Here is a 15679-nt window from a genome sequence, read left to right on the forward strand (position 1 = left end):
CGTGCGCGCGAATGTATAGCCCCCTATACATTCGCGCGCACGTGGCGTCAGCCGCCATTGATACGCGCCATGTCCCCGTCGTAGTAGTCGATCAACCTCTGATCCATCACTTTTCGCCACAGCGGCGGAACGAGCGCGCAGAAGATCATGACCGCGTATCCGGCCGGAAGCTGCGGAGACTCGTCGACCGTCCGTAGCGCCTGGTACCGCCGAACCGGGTTCGCGTGGTGATCACTGTGCCGCTGCAGGTGGTACAGGAACAGATTGCTCCACAGATGATCGCTGTTCCAGCTGTGGGTGTGGTTCGTCCGCTCGTACCGCCCCCGCTTGGTCTTCTGCCGCAACAGGCCGTAGTGCTCGAGGTAATTGGCGGCCTCGAACAGGATCACCGCGATGGCAGCCTGCAGAACGAGATACGGCGCAACCTGCCACCCGAAGATTGCGATCAACGCCGCGAACACCACGATCGACATGGCGAGCGCATTGAACAGGTGGTTGTGCGCGGTCCACGTCTTCTTGCCGACGCGATCGAGACGCCTCTGTTCGAGCTCCCACGCCGACTTGATCCCGCCGAACATGCTGCGCGGCAGAAACTTCCAGAAGCTCTCGCCGTACCGAGCCGACGCCGGATCCTCGGGGGTCGCGACGCGTACATGGTGGCCGTGATTGTGCTCGACGTAGAAGTGGCCGTAGAACGATTGCGCCAGAGTGACTTTGGACAGCCAGCGCTCGACGTTCTCGCGTTTGTGACCGAGTTCGTGCGCCGCGTTGATGCCGACACCACCGACCACGCCGACCGTCACCGCCAGGCCGATCCGCTCCGGAACACCCAGCGGCCCGTGAGCCCACAGATAGCACGCCGCTGTCAATCCCGCGTACTGCAGTGGAATCAACAGGTAGAGGCACCAGCGGTAATACCTGTCGTTCTCGAGTGCTTCGGCGACCTCGAGCGGCGGATTGGACTTGTCCACGCCGGCGAACGCGTCGACCAGGGGGACGACGATGGCGATGATGATGAGCCCCAGCGCCCAGAATGCTCCGGGGCCGAGCCACGCCACGAGACCCCACGCCAAGAAGGGGCTCAGCGGGATGACCAGACCCAACGGCCAGAGGTATCGCTTGGGGTCACGCCATCCGAAAGCAGGCGCAGAGGGGGTGGCGTTCATCGGGGCTGCACATCCCCTCGCCGTAATTCACGCATCGAAAAAATTACCTTTTCTAACTATCGCATCGAATCTACTACTCTCCTGTACTTCGCCGCAGCCCCGTGGTGGGATTACCGAATCCGGCGCCTGTGTGAGGGGAACAACACATGAAGACCAGCGAATCGACGTTCACGGGCGTGCACGGGACACGGATCGTCTACGACGTCCACACGCCCGACAACGCGACGGGATTCCTCGTTCTGTCGCACGGCCTCGGCGAACACGCAGGTAGATACCGTGAGGTCGTCGAGCGCCTGACCCAGCTCGGTCTGACGGTGTACACGATCGATCACCGCGGCCACGGTCGTTCCGGCGGCAAGAGGCTGGAGCTGAAGAATTGGTCCGACTACATCACCGATCTCCACGAACTGTTCCGCATCGCGCGTGCCGAGCATCCTGACGGGAAGGCATTTCTCCTCGGCCACAGCATGGGCGGCGCGATCGCGCTGTCGTACGCACTCGAGTATCAAGCGGAGCTCGACGCGTTGATGTTGTCCGGACCCTTCGCCGTGGTGAGCGACGACACCCCGAAGATCCTGATCACGATCGGCAAGGTGCTCGGCAAGATCGCGCCGCGCGTGCCGGTGCAGACGCTCGATTCGGCCGACGTCTCGCGGGACCCGGCCGTCGTCGCCGCCTACGACGCCGACCCGCTCGTGCATCACGGCAAGATCCCCGCCGGTGTGGCCGGCGGTCTCGTCGGCGCGACCGAGAGCTTCCCGACGCGGCTGCCCACCCTCACTTTGCCGGTACTGGTGCAGCACGGCAGTGAGGACAAGCTCGCCGACGTCGCGGGAAGCCGCATGATCGCCGAGAAAGCCGGCTCGAAGGATCTCACGATCGAGATCTACGACGGCCTCTATCACGAGATCTTCAACGAACCCGAGCGCCAGCAGGTGCTCGACGACCTGGTGGCCTGGCTGAAGCCACGCCTCTAGCGCTCGAAGAGTCGGGTTCCGTTGTAGTAGCAGACATCTCGCACCCAGTCGTCGCCGAGGCCGAGTCGCTGTACTGCGGTCAACGCCTCCGCGTAGGTGTACGGGATGTTGGGGAAGTCGCTGCCGAACAAGATGCGATCCTGCAGGTCCGCCAGCCGTGAGCGGCTGCTCGGTGGAAACGGCCACGCCGCCTCGGAGAAGTCGGTGAACGCCATCGTGGTGTCGAGTCGGACCTCCGAGTACGCGTCGGCGAGGGCGAGAAAGTCGTCGTACTCCGGCATGCCCATGTGTGCGATGACGAGCGGCAGACGTGGAAAACGCTGCAGCAGAGCGTCGATCGGGCCGGGTCCGGTGTACGTCCCCGGTGCAGGCCCGGACCCGCAATGGATGACGACGGGTATCCCCGCGTCCTCTATCGCACCCCAGACCGGATCCAGCAACGGGTCGTTCGGCGAGTAGTTACCGACCTGGATGTGCGACTTGAAGATTCGCGCACCACCCGAGATGGCAGCGGCGACGTAGTCGCCGGCGGATTCCTCGGGATAGAAGGTCGCCGTGTGCACGCAGTCGGGCGTACGCTCGGCGAACTGTGCGCCCCATGCGTTGAGCCACGCGGCCATGTCCGGCTTGTGGGGATAGATCATCGACGTGAATCCGCGAACGCCGAACTCGCGCAACGTCTCCAAGCGCACGTCTTCGTCGTGGCGGTACGAGATCGGCCAGGTCATCCCTGTGAGGGGGCCTACCGCGTCGAAGTACGCCCAGACCTTGTCCATGACGTTCTTCGGCATGAAGTGGGTGTGGACGTCGAAGATTCCGGGCAGGCCGAGGCCCTCCCAGAACGTCCGAACCTCCACGGTCTCAGCGGGCGACATGCGCGTCGAACCAGTCGAGGGTCTTGGACCACGCATCGGCCGACGCGTCGGCGTTGTACACCGCCGGGCGATCGTCGCAGTGGAATCCATGGTCCCCCTGGGCGTATCGGGTGATGTCGGTAGCCACCGGCGATGTGGCCGCGGCGGTGCGCAACTGTTCGACCTCCGAGGTGGGGATGCCCTTGTCCAGATCGCCGAAGAAGCCGTGCCACGGTGTCTGCAGGGCATCGGCGACGCTCAGCATCGTCGGATATCCGAAGCGGCCCTTGTCGATTCCGCCGCCGTAGAACGTTGCGGCGGCACCGAGGGGGCGTCGGACAGCGGTATGGAAGGCGACCGTACCGCCCATGCAGAAACCGACGATCGCGCACTGTGTCGGCTCGAACCCACGCTCGGCCAAGGCTCCGAGCGCGGCGTCGACATCCGAGTCGACCTCGTCGGCCTTCAAGGAACCGATCGACGACATCGCGGCTTTCATGTCGGTGTAGTCGTGTATCTGCTTGTTCTGTCGGTGGAACAGATGCGGTGCGACGGCAACCCAGCCGGCGTCGGCGAAGCGTCGGCAGACGTCGACGATGTGGTCGGTGACGCCGAACGCTTCCTGGATCACGACGACACCGCCACGGGGTGCAGCGCCTCCGGACGGTTCACGGAAGGTGAGACGAGTGGTCATACCTCGATTGGAGCACAACCCGGTCCGTGCGCAGGTCGGGGGTTTTGTAGGCTGCATCACACGTCATCACTCTGGAGAGGACACTGTATGCGCGCGGTACACATCACGAGGCTCGACGGTCCGGAATCGGTGGAGATCGTCGACATCGACGAGCCTGCGGCACGTGACGATGCGGTCGTCATCGACGTGCACGCCGCGGGCGTCGCATTCCCGGATGCACTACTGACGCGTGGGTTGTACCAGTACAAGCCGGAACTGCCGTTCGTACCGGGCAGCGAGATCGCAGGTGTCGTACGTTCGGCTCCCGAGGGTTCGGGGTTCGCCGCGGGTGACCGCGTCGCCGCGCTGACCGGCCTGTCCGACGGCATGGCCGAGGTCGCCGTCGTGTCCGCCGACACCGTGTTCAAGCTCCCCGACGCCGTCTCGCTCCCCGCAGGCGCCGGCCTCCTCTTCAACGACCTGACCGTGCACTTCGCGTTGCGCGAGCGCGGAAGACTGACCGAGGGCGAGACCGTCCTCGTCCACGGTGCCGCGGGCGGCATCGGCACGTCGGCGCTGCGGATGGCACCGGTGCTCGGTGCGTCGCGAGTCATCGCTGTCGTCAGCTCCCAGGCGAAAGCCGACATCGCCCGCGCGGCGGGTGCCACCGACGTCGTGCTGGTCGAGGACGAGAACGGACGCGGCTGGAAGGACGCCGTCAAGGAGCTCACCGGAGGGAAGGGCGTCGACGTCGTCGTCGATCCCGTCGGTGGTGACCGCTTCACGGACAGCATCCGCAGCCTGGCGCCGTCGGGACGCGTTCTCGTTCTCGGGTTCACCGGCGGCGAGATCCCGACCGTCAAGGTCAATCGTTTGCTGCTGAACAACGTCGACGTCGTCGGAGTCGGCTGGGGCGCATGGTGGATGACGCGTCCGGGTTACCTCGCGACGCAGTGGGCCGAGCTCGAGCCGCTGCTCGCGTCCGGCAAGCTGACAGCGCCGGAACCGTCGGTCTTCCCGATCGAGAAGGCGGCCGAGGCCATCGCATCGCTCGAAAACCGCACGGCCGCAGGCAAAGTGGTACTACAGATTATTTGATGGTCGTTCCTGCGGGCTCCACTCCTGCCTCAATCAGGTAGGACGATGCCCCTCGCCTGGGACAGGGCTGCCACCTCGGCCGGAAACACGTTCTTGAACACGAACGGGTCCGTGCCGAGAGCCCAGTCCGGGGCCAGTTCGATGGCGTATCTCTCGAAGTAGCCGAGCTGCTTGCCGACGAGAATCAACTCCTCCGGGCTCGACGTGCGGTACTGCTGGCCCATCCCGACGAGCGCCTTGATGAAGTCGGTCAAACTGAAGTGCGCCAACGTATCCGACAGCATCGGAGCGAACACGGTCTGCAGGATCATGCCGACTTCGGCGTCGGTGCCGACGTCGTCGGACACGATGCCGAGTCGTTTCACGCTGCCCGCGAGACGGGTGAAGTCGCCGTCGATGACGGTGGCATGGAACAGATCCTGGAGCAGCAGTCGCCACTGCTCGTCGATCTCGCCCATGACGCCGAAGTCCAGGAATGCGACGCGGCCGTCGTCGAGCACCCAGACGTTGCCCGCATGCACGTCGCCGTGGAACAACCCGTGCAGGACGAGCGCTTCCATCCACACCTTGGCGGCGCGCCGCACGATCAGCTCGGACTCCACGCCGGGCGTGCATTGGTCCAGTGGCGAACCGTGCATGCGCTCCATGCAGATGACTCGGTTGCCGCAGTACTCGGTGATCACCTCGGGCGCGGTGACGAACTTGTTGTCGTCGAACGCGGAGATCCCCGCGCGGAACGCTGCTTGCCGACGCGCCTCGACGACACTGTCCAGCTCGGCGAAGGTGGCGGCATGCAGATCGACGATGATCGCCGACGCATTGGCCGTGGAGAAGAACGCGATGTACTTCTCGAGCGCACGCGCGAACACGTATGCGATACGCAGATCGACCTTCATGCGGTGGTAGATGCCGCGGCGCTGCACCTTCATGACGGCTTCCCTGCCGTCGTGCAGCACGCATCGATGCACCTGCGCGACAGACGCCGACGACAGCGGAACGTCGTCGAACAGCTGGAAGAGCTCGGAGGTACTACGCCCGAGGTCGGCCTCGATGACGGATCGCGCCTGGGCCGCGGGGAACGGCGGCACTTCGTCGAGACATCGCAGGCAGGTGTCGGCGAGGACCTTCGGGAACAACCCGGGCGACGACCCCATCAACTGCCCGACCTTCACGAATGTCGGCCCGAGCGCGAAGAACGCGTCGACGACGCCTTCCGACGCATGGACCGCCCACCCGCGTCGCGGCCGTCCGATCCATTTGCCGACGGCGATCACCTGGTAGAAAACGAGGACAGCGCCGATCACGACGAGGCGGAGGAATTCGCGGACGCCAAACGTGCGCAGAGGAGGAGGCGAGACCCGTGTCGCCGTAATGCCGCTGGTCATGCCACCCCTTGTGAGATTCTCCACATTTCCGCCATCCGAATCGCAGTCGACTGTACCTACCGGTAAGAGACGGTCACAGCCCACCCGGACCTGCGGAATGACCAGAAGAACAGGAGCGCACCATCCACCGCATTCGACCAGGCCGCGCTGCTGCCGCAGCCGCTCTCTTCGGTGTCGCGGGCGTGCAGTATCTGCTGGCGGAGGCGTGGGCGTCGAGCCGGTACGACGGGTACGACCATCTCCGCGACACCGTCAGTCAATTGGGCGTTCCGGCGTCACCGGCGCATGTGGTCATGAACGCCGCGTTCTGCGTGTCCGCAGTGTCGGTGGCGATCGCAGGCTGGGCCTCCGCCCCCGTGCTGCGGCGTCGGCGCCGCCGGGTGTACCTGGGCGCAATCGCAACGTATTCGGTCGGCAGTCTTCTCGTGGCCGCAGTACACACCAGCGCAGAGAACGCAGGTGTCCACGTGGCAGGCGCGATCGCGGCCATCGGTGCAGGCAATCTGATTCCGATCCTCGTCGGAACGGGCGTGCCGGACTGCCCACGCTGGTATCGGGCTGCGAGCATCGGTCTGGGGGTCGTCGGATCTGCGGGGTCGGTTCTACTGATCGCCGGCGTCGGTCCGGTGGGCTTGGCCGAGAGGATCGGGATCGACACCTTCGTCGGCTGGGAGATCCTCACCGCAGTCGCTCTGGTGCGTTCTGCCGTCAGCAGAAAAGTTGTCGATAGTCCGGCGGACACACGTCCGCACTCCTAGCCTGAGGCCATGGCCGACACGAACGAGATCGCACCGGTAGTGCCACTGCGTCGTCCAGAGGACGCCTCGGAACCTCTCGTGCGCGACGGCATGGGCAAGGTGTTGCGTCGTCTGCGGCAGGACCAGGGACGCACCCTCGACGACGTGGCGTCGGAAGCCCGCGTGTCGACGCCCTACCTGTCGGAGATCGAGCGTGGCCGCAAGGAGGCGTCGTCGGAGGTCCTGTCGGCGCTGTGCGGCGCTTTGGAGATCAAGCCGTCGCACCTGATGATCTTGACGGGCCGCGAGCTCGCCGGGGCGTCGCCGCTCCGACGAGTCTCGCGTGGTCCGGCACCGGTGACGATGATGGCGGCCTAGTTCCTCGACTGTGCGATGTGATCCGCGAGCCCGTACTCGACTGCTTCGGTCGCCGAGAAGATCTTGTCCCGGTCGGTGTCGCGCCGGAGGATCTCGGGGTTCTGCCCCGTGTGACGGGCGAGGATGGTCTCCATCTCCGAGCGGACGCGAACGATCTCGTCCCGCTGCAGCGACAGATCCGAGATGACGCCCTCGCCGCCGCCCGACGGCTGATGCAACAGAACTCGTGCGTGCGCCAACATGATTCGCTTGCCCGCGGCTCCCGCCGCCATCAGGACACCGGCGGCCGACGCGGCCTGCCCGACGCAGAACGTCGACACGTCCGGCCGGATGTACTCCATCGTGTCGTAGATGGCCGTCATCGCCGTGAACGATCCACCGGGCGAGTTGATGTAGAGGCTGATGTCGGCGTCGGGGTTGTCGGACTCGAGATGGAACAGCTGGGCGATGATCACGTTGGCGACGCCGTCGTCGATCTCCGTCCCCAGGAAGACGACCCGCTCGCTGAGTAGACGGCTGTAGATGTCGTATGCCCGTTCGCCGCTGTGCGTGCGTTCGACGACGGTGGGAATCGTGTACTGACCCATGAGATTCACAGCCCCACTTTCGGTTTCGACGCCGATGGTCTGATGTCGTCGAGCGTGGTGACGACGGTGTCGACGAGACCGTACGCGCGTGCCTGTTCGGCGGTGAACCAGCGGTCACGCTCGGAGTCCGCGGTGACGGTGTCGACGTCGTGCCCGGAATGCTCGGCATTGAGCTTGTGCATCAACGCCTTCGTGTACTCGAGATTCTCGGCTTGGATTTCGATGTCCACGGCGGTGCCACGAATCCCGGCCGACGGCTGATGCATCATGATTCGAGCGTGCGGCAGGCTGTACCGCTTGCCCTTCGTTCCCGCGGACAGCAGGAACTGGCCCATGCTGGCCGCGAACCCCATTGCGAGCGTTGACACATCGTTCGGAACGAGCCGCATCGTATCGAAGATCGCCAGACCCGCGCTGACGGATCCGCCGGGAGAGTTGATGTAAAGGCTGATGTCTCGCCGTGGATCGGACGCCGACAGCAACAGAAGCTGCGTGCAGATGCGGTTCGCGATCGCGTCGTCGACCGCGGCGCCGAGCACGACGATGCGTTGGTCGAGCAGCCGGGAGGACAGTTGGTCGTCGAACGGCGAGGCGCCAGGTGCGTCGCCGTCGTTCATCATGGGGGTCATATCAGTCCTTTCGGTCGGTACGAGAACCAGACTGAAAGCGACAGGCCCTGGAGGGAAGGATTCTCTGCCCGAGGCAGAATCGCTGTCGGCAGAACCGCTCTGACCAGGCGATTGGGCGTTAGGTGGATAGGGCATGTACGGTAGAGGAACAACGACGCGGGGTGGAGCAGCTCGGTAGCTCGCTGGGCTCATAACCCAGAGGTCGCAGGTTCAAATCCTGTCCCCGCTACAAATAGAAGAACCCCGGGAAGCATCAGCCTCCCGGGGTTCTTGCTTTCACCCCTGCAGACGGAACCGGACGATGTCCGTGGCCGTGTCGATGGCGTCGAGCAGCGCACGGAGCCTCTCGCCGGGTCCCGGTGCTTCGAGGATGGTCTGCCGGTCCGATTCGCCCATCGGCACCTGTGACGCGAGCAGGAACAGGCGCTCTCCCGGATCGTCCGGAAGTGAGGAGAAGCTCGGCGCGGGAGGCGCCGCGGCATTCTCGGCGGCCGCGAGTTTGCCGACGAGTCGGTACATCTCGTCGATCTTGTCGCGTAGTACATCCAATTCCAGTGCAGCGAGCGGAGATCGGGGAGGTGCGCCCGACGTCTCGTCCGGCCACGCGCGCACATCGGCCCGTGGATAGGGGTCGTCCTCGAGCCAGACGTCGACGCGGATCCGCTCGGCTCCGACGCACTCGATGAGGTGCCGTCCGCCGCCGATGTCTCGGTGACCGACGATGCGAGCCTTCGTCGCCACGTCGTACCGCACATCGCCGCCGCCCGCTTCTCTACCGCGCGCAATCAACACGACGCCGAAGCTCGGGTCCTCCGTCGCCAAGCAGTCGCGCAGCATGTCCTGGTACCGCTGTTCGAAGATGTGCAGGGGCAAGCGCTCACCGGGCAGCAGTGCGCTGCCGAGCGGGAACATCGGAGTCACGGTCATGGTCGTGAGTCTGCCGTCAGTCCGATGCCGCTGTGCTGGTGGGCAATCGAGGGACAGCGTTCGCGGCGAGGAACTCGTCGAGCACGCGGTAGAACAGGTCGGGCTCGTCGAGCTGCGGGAAATGCCCGGCCGACGAGAAGATCTCGACGCGTGACGCCGGCACCTCACGCCGAATGCTGTCGGCGTGCGACGCGGGAATCATCCGGTCGCGGCCACCCCAGATCAGCAAGGACGGCATACCTTCGAACTTGTCGAAATGTTGTTTGGCGCTGACGGTTTGACCACGCGGGCCGACGACGGCACGAGTCGACGCAAGGAATGCTTCGCGAGAACGCTTGTCCGACACGGTCTTGAACGCGCGCCACGTCTCGTTCAGGCTCTTGCCCGGCCGGACGGGGAGACCCCACCGGTTCAGCTGGCCGACGACGTTCTCGGTGTTCTTGCGTACCCAGTCCGACGCGAGGAGGGGCAGTACCAACTCGCTGCCGGGAAGCGTCGCCGCCTTGAGGAGGAGCGATACCTCGGGTCCCAGCCCTCCGCTGCTGACGAGCGCGAGCCGGTCGACGCGCTCGGGAAACAGGTACGTCGCCTGCATGACGATGCCGCCACCGAGTGAATGTCCGACCATCGGTGCGGACTCGATCTCGAGATGGTCCAGCAGGTCACGGATGGTGGCCGCGTGCGAGCTCAACGAATAGTCGCCGGACGGCTTGTCCGAGCTCCCGTGACCGAAGAGGTCAGGTGCGATGACGCGGTACTTCTCGGACAGGCGCTCGATCTGACCTGCCCAGGACTGGTGTGACCCCAGCAGGCCGTGCACCAGAACGACCGGCGGACCGTCGCCCTCGTCGACGTAACGGAGCACGTCCTTGTGCAGCTCCACGCAGTCGAGCTGGTACTCGCTCATGGCCCGTTGCACCCCCTCCAGCGCATCGACGTTCGGCAGATTCACAGTGTCCTGGCCCAACGTACGCGTCTCGGCCGGTGGTGAACAGGTCAAGCCGCGATGCGCCGCGATGGCGGCCGTGAGCGTCACCGGTCGGACTCGAGGGTGCGGTCGATGACCTCGGCGACCTTGCTCACGACCGGTTCGCGCACCAGCCCGATGTGCTCACCCGGCATCTGTTCGATATCCAGGCGTCCCGGGGCGAGGACTTCCCACGACCGGCGGTCAGCGGTGTTGCTCTCGGTGACGACGACGGTCACCGACCCGTCCCACGGCTTCGGCGTATGTCTGCGCAGTGCCATCGCTCCGATGATGCCGAACGCGAGCCAACGTTCGGTGGTTCGGAACCGGACGAGTCCGGCGGTCGCGACCTGTGCCCACTGACGGGCGACGGCCCGGAAACCGGGCTTGTAGCTTTCCGAATAGGGGTCCGGTGGCGCTGCTTCGAGATGCTCTCCGCCTCCCGGCACCTTGTTCAGCAGCCACTGGTACAGGCGTGGGTCGAGCAGCACGACACGCTCGACGGTCTCACCGTGCGATTCGAGGACGTGCGCCATCTCGAGCGCGATCCAGGCCCCGAGCGAGTGCCCGGCCAGCGTGTAGGGCCCGTGAGGCTGCACTTTCTGGATCTCGCGAGCATAGGCCCGCGCGGCCCGGGAGATCGTGCGATGCGGGAGCGCACGGGTGTCGAGGCCCCTGGCCTGCAACGCGTACACCGGGCGGCCGGTCAGTCGTTTCGCGAGCGGGGCGAGGCCCACGGCAGGAACACCTGCACCCGCGACGACGAACAGTGGCGCTCCCGTCCCTTCCTCACGAAGCGGTACGAGCATCGGGTTCTTCGGTCCCCTGCTGCGATCGGCCGCGGCGAGCCGTCGGTCGATCAACTCGGCCAGGCGACGTACCGTCATCGCACTGACGAGGTCGGCCGGGGACAGTTCCACGTGGAACGCCTGCCGGATCTCGACGAGGATGCGCGTCGTCACCAACGACGTGGCGCCGAGTTCGGCGAAGTCCGCGTCGCGATGCAGTGTCGTCAACTCCAACTCGCGAGTGACGATGATCGCGAGCCAGTACTCGGTCGCGCCCGACAGCACGGTTTCAGACGACGCCGCCGCGCCGTGTCGATCCGTCGGAGGTATGGGTGGGAGCGAGGCCCGGTCGACCTTGCCGCGATCCGTGCGCGGAATCGCATCGAGCCGGGTGACGAACTTCGGCACCATCCAGTCCGGCAGCGTCTCGCGGAGAGCGCCGCGCACGTCCGTGTCGGTGATCGAGTCCCCGACGAAGAACACGGCGAGTTCGAGAGCCGAATTGTCCTCGGACGCAATGACGACCGCGTCCGTGACGCCGTCGAGCGATCGCACCGCGCTCTCGACCTCGGCGGGTTCGACGAGATAGCCGCGGATCTTGACCGCGTCGTCGATCCGGCCGACGAGGTGCAGGACGCCACGTTCGTCGATGCGGCCGAGATCGCCTGTCCAGTAACGCTGTCGGCCGGAGTCGACGGAGAATCGACGCGCGGTCTGATCGGGCATGTCGAGGTAGCCGTCGGCGAAGCAGTCTCCGGTGACTCGGACCTGCCCGACCTCACCGGGCCTGGCGAGAACGCCGTCGGATCGCACGATGTCGATGCTCTTGCCTCCGGGGCACCTGCCCGCGTCGAGAAACCCGTCGGGAAGCGGAGCGCCGGGGACGTAGTGCATCCGCGCGACGGCACCCGCCTCGGTGGTGGCGTACCAGTTCACGAACGTTGCGGCACAGTCGGATTCGTGCCGAAAAGCGACCACGTCACGTGCATGCAGAGCTTCGCCGTAGGTGATCACGTACTGCAGCGACGGAAACCGACGCGTATCGGAAGGAATGCCCGCGATCGCGCGAACGAGGGACGGCGAGCAATGCAGCGTCGTCAACTCGTTCCGGGTGACCCAGTCGGTGAACTCCACGGCATGCGCGGCCCGTGGATCGCGACAGTGCACCTGCGCGCCGCTGAGGATGCCGGCCAGCAACGTGTTGATGCCTGCACCGAAACTGACGGGAAGAGCATTCCCGACGCGGTGGCGTCCGGACAATCCCAGAGTGGAGCTCACTTCGTACGCCTTGCTCAGGCACATGCGGTTGCTGAGCAGTACGCCTTTCGCGGCACCGGTAGATCCGGACGTGAACGCGATGAGTGCGATGTGGTTTCCGGTGACCATCGGGAGCGGCACCGACGACACCTCGATGCCGTCGACGTCCTCGATTGCGAGGCGTCGGGCGCTGGACTGCGCGACGATCTGTTCCCGGCGCGCTTCGGGCAGGTGGGGGTCGAGTGGAACAAGGACCCTGCCCGACGCGAACACCGCGAGCATCAGGACCACTGCGTCGATCGTCGACGAGGTCTCGACGGCGACGGGTTCTGCTTCGGTCGGCGCGAAGGTCACGACCTTGCGGGCGACCGCATACGTGCGGTGCATCAGATCGTCGAACGTGATGGACCCGTCGTCGGTCACCACGGCCGTTGCGGACGGCATTGCGTGGGCGACCTCGCAGAGACGGCCGAGAACGGTGTCGCGGACGTCGGGCCTGCTCAGAGGCGCGAGAGTCTCGTTGAAGCGTCGATCGGCCTCGCGCGCCGTGCTTTCCTGGACCGACATGCGCCTCCCCTTGCCACTGCCGACGGACCACTCAGTAATCGTGCACTAAACCATCCTTCGGTCTGTTTTACACGTTCACGGTAACTGGGTGGTCCGTTTTCCGGCAATTGGTGGCGTGTTCGGGCCTCGTCAGGCCTCGCTGATCACCTCCAGTGGGCGGGTGCGCGCGGCCCGGATCGCCGGGAGCAACGCGGCTCCGATGCCGACGACGGCCGAACCGACCAGCATGCCGACCATCTGTCCCCATGGAATGGTCAGGACGCCGAGTCCTTCGTCGCGCAGAGTCCGCACGAAGCCCCAGCCGAAGACGACGCCGAGGATCAGTCCGACGATTGCACCGAACAGGGCGATGAGCATCGATTCGAGATAGATCGTGCGCCTGACCTGCGGACGCTGCATGCCGACGGCCCTCAGCATGCCGATTTCGCGACGTCGTTCGACGACGGACAGCGCGAGCGTGTTGACGATGCCGAGGATCGCGATGACCACCGCGAGGGCGAGCAGGCCGTAGAGCACGGCGAGCAACGTGTCGATCTGCTGACTCTGCGCGCCCTTGAACTCCTCGCGGTCCTGCACCTGGACGACGACGAACGGCTTCACTGCGTTCTCGAGATCGGCACGCAGTTGACCCAGGTCGGTGCCCGGTGCCGCGCCGATCAGGACGGCGATGTCCGAGCGTACGACTCCCGGCGTGACTGCCTGGTAGACGTCGTCGGACAGGATCCAGTCGCCGACGAGAGGGTTGTCGGCGAAGATCGTCGTCACCTCGACCGAGACGGACTTGCCGTCGAGCGAGACCATGTCGATGGTCGACCCGAGCGGCCAGTCGTTGTTCTTCGACGCCGACTCGGACACGCCGATGCTGTTCGGCGTCTGTTCGCCGGATCCCGCCACGACGCTCTGATCGAAGAGACCGTCGGGGCTGCCTTCGAGGGCGACGCCGAACGCCTGCTCGTCGTCGATCTTCACCGACACGGGATGCAGGATCGCGACGCGTTCGACGCCGGGGACGTCCCGTGCGGCCCGTCCCGCGCCCGTCGGCACGCCGATCGACGGCGGCCCGCTGAAGATGTAGTCGGCTTCGATGCCGTTGTCGACGAGCGCGTCGACGCTCGCCTTGGCGGTCGAGCCGAGCACCCCGATGACGGAGACGAGCATCAGACCGAGCATCAGTGCGAACGCGGTTGCTGCCGTGCGCCGCGGATTGCGCACCGAGTTGGTTCGCGCGAGGCGTCCGATGGCGCCGAACGGCCTGGTCAGCACGGCGCCCAGCGCGCCGACGATCGGCCTGGACAGCGACGGTGCGGCGAGTGCGACGGCCACGATGACGGCAACCGCACCGACTCCGACGGTCGCGGCGGCGCCACCGCCGGTCGACTGCGCCCCGACGACGAGGGCGAGCAGACCCAGCACACCGAGTACTGCGCCGACGACTGTGCGCACGCGCAGACTGTCGCCGGTGGACGCGAATTCCTCCCGCATGGCGGCGACGGGTGGAATGTTCGCGGCACGCCGCGCGGGCGCGTACGCGCTCAGAACGGTGACGACGATGCCGACGGCGAACGCGACGATCACCGTTCGGGGTTCGAGAGCCAGTGTGCCCGAGGGTAATCCGAGATCGAATGCGTTGAGTAGCTCCCGTAGGCCGTATGCGAGACCGACGCCTCCTGCGAATCCGAGTGCGCTACCGATGATTCCGACGACGAGGGCCTCCAGCACGACCGATCGGCTCACCTGGCCGCGGCTGGCACCGATCGCCCGCAGCAGTGCGAGTTCGCGGACGCGTTGCGCGACGATCATCGAGAAGGTGTTGTAGATGATGAATGTGCCGACGAGAAGCGCGATCCCGCCGAACGCCAGCAGGAAGTAGTTCACGAACGACAGCGCGGTCTCGACCTGGGCCTGCGCCTCGTCACGCACCTCGTCGGCCGTCTGTACTTTCAGGTCGGGAAGGGCGGCGGCGATCTCGTCGCGCAGATCGCTCTGGGTAAGACCCTGTGCCGCAAGGTCGTTTCCGGCAGTATCACCGCCCGCAACGTCGTAGTACTGCACGTGCGTGCCGTCGGTGAACAATTCGTCGGCCTGCGACTCGTAGAACTGCAGGCCGATGTATCCGCCGGATTCGACGGGTGTGTCGTAGATGCCGACGATGGTCACGTCCACGGTGCCCTTGGACGGTACGAGGACCTGCGTCGCGTCGCCGACGGTCAGTCCGGATCTCGTTGCGCCGCCTTCGTTGACGACGACCTGGCCGGGTGCGGTGGGCGCTGTTCCTGCGACGAAGACGGCGGGGTCGCCGAGGCGTCGATCGTCGGCCAGGTAGGCCTCGCCCACCGTCGGCGCGCCACCGGTCTGCACCGCGGCGCCGTCCTTGCCCAGGAGCACGACCTGTCCGCCCACGTACGGTGCGACCGCGCGCACGTTCGGAAGGGCTGCAATGACATTCGCGTCGCTTACCGGTACCCCGCTCGAACCGGCTTCCTGCGCGCTGACGCGGACGTCGGCACCCTGCGCGGTGTCGGAGAAGATGGACGAGAAGGTGCGCTGGAGCGTGTCGGTGAAGACGAACGACCCCGACACGAACGCGGTGCCCAGCACGACCGACAGCACGGTCAGCGCGAGTCGAACCTTGTGTGCGGCAAGGTTTCTGAGCGACACCTTGCGCATGGGGTTGTGAGTGCGCGACATG

Annotated in this window: 14 protein-coding genes and 1 tRNA gene; 5 read left to right on the forward strand and 10 right to left on the reverse strand. The window is 65.7% G+C overall.

The genetic code is table 11. The features are described from left to right. Positions 1 to 47: 47 nt before the first annotated feature. The gene (locus RhoFasB10_RS12835) at positions 48 to 1166 is read right to left on the reverse strand and encodes an alkane 1-monooxygenase (protein ID WP_167676668.1); all 1119 of its coding nucleotides are present in this window, start codon (positions 1164 to 1166) and stop codon (positions 48 to 50) included. Positions 1167 to 1312: 146 nt separating this feature from the next. Here RhoFasB10_RS12835 and RhoFasB10_RS12840 point away from each other — a divergent pair, with 146 nt between their 5' ends. After that, positions 1313 to 2143, forward strand: coding sequence for an alpha/beta hydrolase (locus RhoFasB10_RS12840; protein WP_167676670.1), 831 nt, complete (start codon positions 1313 to 1315; stop codon positions 2141 to 2143). On the opposite strand, the gene RhoFasB10_RS12845 is transcribed toward RhoFasB10_RS12840, so the two are convergent. Together RhoFasB10_RS12845 and RhoFasB10_RS12850 are read right to left on the reverse strand one after the other, a co-directional pair. Next, positions 2140 to 3018 carry an amidohydrolase family protein gene (locus RhoFasB10_RS12845; protein ID WP_206030855.1) on the reverse strand — a complete coding sequence of 293 codons (879 nt, stop codon included), beginning with the start codon at positions 3016 to 3018 and terminating at the stop codon, positions 2140 to 2142. The two genes, RhoFasB10_RS12840 and RhoFasB10_RS12845, sit on opposite strands and share 4 nt — an antisense overlap. After that, positions 3005 to 3691 carry a dienelactone hydrolase family protein gene (locus RhoFasB10_RS12850; protein WP_167676674.1) on the reverse strand — a complete coding sequence of 229 codons (687 nt, stop codon included), beginning with the start codon at positions 3689 to 3691 and terminating at the stop codon, positions 3005 to 3007. The genes RhoFasB10_RS12845 and RhoFasB10_RS12850 overlap by 14 nt, the downstream gene beginning before the upstream one ends. Positions 3692 to 3778: 87 nt before the next feature. Here RhoFasB10_RS12850 and RhoFasB10_RS12855 point away from each other — a divergent pair, with 87 nt between their 5' ends. After that, positions 3779 to 4768, forward strand: coding sequence for an NADPH:quinone oxidoreductase family protein (locus tag RhoFasB10_RS12855; RefSeq protein ID WP_068430917.1), 990 nt, complete (start codon positions 3779 to 3781; stop codon positions 4766 to 4768). A 29-nt stretch (positions 4769 to 4797) separates the two neighbouring features. Here RhoFasB10_RS12855 and RhoFasB10_RS12860 read toward each other — a convergent pair whose 3' ends face one another. After that, entirely contained in the window at positions 4798 to 6153 is a 1356-nt protein-coding gene (locus RhoFasB10_RS12860) for an AarF/UbiB family protein (RefSeq protein WP_068430919.1), read from the reverse strand. A 182-nt stretch (positions 6154 to 6335) separates the two neighbouring features. Here RhoFasB10_RS12860 and RhoFasB10_RS12865 point away from each other — a divergent pair, with 182 nt between their 5' ends. Both RhoFasB10_RS12865 and RhoFasB10_RS12870 read left to right on the forward strand, forming a co-directional pair. Next, positions 6336 to 6911 carry a DUF998 domain-containing protein gene (locus RhoFasB10_RS12865; protein WP_068430922.1) on the forward strand — a complete coding sequence of 192 codons (576 nt, stop codon included), beginning with the start codon at positions 6336 to 6338 and terminating at the stop codon, positions 6909 to 6911. 9 nt (positions 6912 to 6920) lie between these two features. Then, positions 6921 to 7268, forward strand: a complete 348-nt coding sequence (locus tag RhoFasB10_RS12870) for a helix-turn-helix transcriptional regulator (protein ID WP_068430925.1) — start codon at positions 6921 to 6923, stop codon at positions 7266 to 7268. Here the strand turns inward: RhoFasB10_RS12870 and RhoFasB10_RS12875 are convergent. Both RhoFasB10_RS12875 and RhoFasB10_RS12880 read right to left on the reverse strand, forming a co-directional pair. After that, on the reverse strand, positions 7265 to 7855 hold the full coding sequence (locus RhoFasB10_RS12875) for an ATP-dependent Clp protease proteolytic subunit (RefSeq protein ID WP_068431082.1): 591 nt from the start codon (positions 7853 to 7855) through the stop codon (positions 7265 to 7267). The two genes, RhoFasB10_RS12870 and RhoFasB10_RS12875, sit on opposite strands and share 4 nt — an antisense overlap. A 5-nt stretch (positions 7856 to 7860) precedes the next feature. Next, the gene (locus RhoFasB10_RS12880; protein ID WP_240931076.1) at positions 7861 to 8475 is read right to left on the reverse strand and encodes an ATP-dependent Clp protease proteolytic subunit; all 615 of its coding nucleotides are present in this window, start codon (positions 8473 to 8475) and stop codon (positions 7861 to 7863) included. A 164-nt stretch (positions 8476 to 8639) separates the two neighbouring features. Between RhoFasB10_RS12880 and RhoFasB10_RS12885 the strand changes: the two genes are divergently transcribed. Then, a tRNA-Met gene (locus RhoFasB10_RS12885) sits at positions 8640 to 8713 on the forward strand. A gap of 47 nt (positions 8714 to 8760) precedes the next feature. On the opposite strand, the gene RhoFasB10_RS12890 is transcribed toward RhoFasB10_RS12885, so the two are convergent. From RhoFasB10_RS12890 to RhoFasB10_RS12905, 4 genes are all read right to left on the reverse strand, one after another. Further along, on the reverse strand, positions 8761 to 9411 hold the full coding sequence (locus tag RhoFasB10_RS12890; RefSeq protein WP_068430931.1) for an LON peptidase substrate-binding domain-containing protein: 651 nt from the start codon (positions 9409 to 9411) through the stop codon (positions 8761 to 8763). 16 nt (positions 9412 to 9427) lie between these two features. After that, positions 9428 to 10318 carry an alpha/beta fold hydrolase gene (locus RhoFasB10_RS12895; RefSeq protein ID WP_068431085.1) on the reverse strand — a complete coding sequence of 297 codons (891 nt, stop codon included), beginning with the start codon at positions 10316 to 10318 and terminating at the stop codon, positions 9428 to 9430. 125 nt (positions 10319 to 10443) lie between these two features. After that, positions 10444 to 12990: a non-ribosomal peptide synthetase gene (locus RhoFasB10_RS12900; protein WP_068430934.1), complete on the reverse strand. Its 2547-nt coding sequence runs from the start codon at positions 12988 to 12990 to the stop codon at positions 10444 to 10446. A gap of 129 nt (positions 12991 to 13119) precedes the next feature. Beyond that, entirely contained in the window at positions 13120 to 15678 is a 2559-nt protein-coding gene (locus RhoFasB10_RS12905) for an FtsX-like permease family protein (RefSeq protein WP_206030856.1), read from the reverse strand. Position 15679 lies beyond the last annotated feature (1 nt).

The sequence above is a fragment of the Rhodococcus sp. B10 genome (assembly GCF_011770055.1).
GTDB classification, from domain to species: Bacteria; Actinomycetota; Actinomycetes; order Mycobacteriales; family Mycobacteriaceae; genus Rhodococcoides; species Rhodococcoides kyotonensis_B.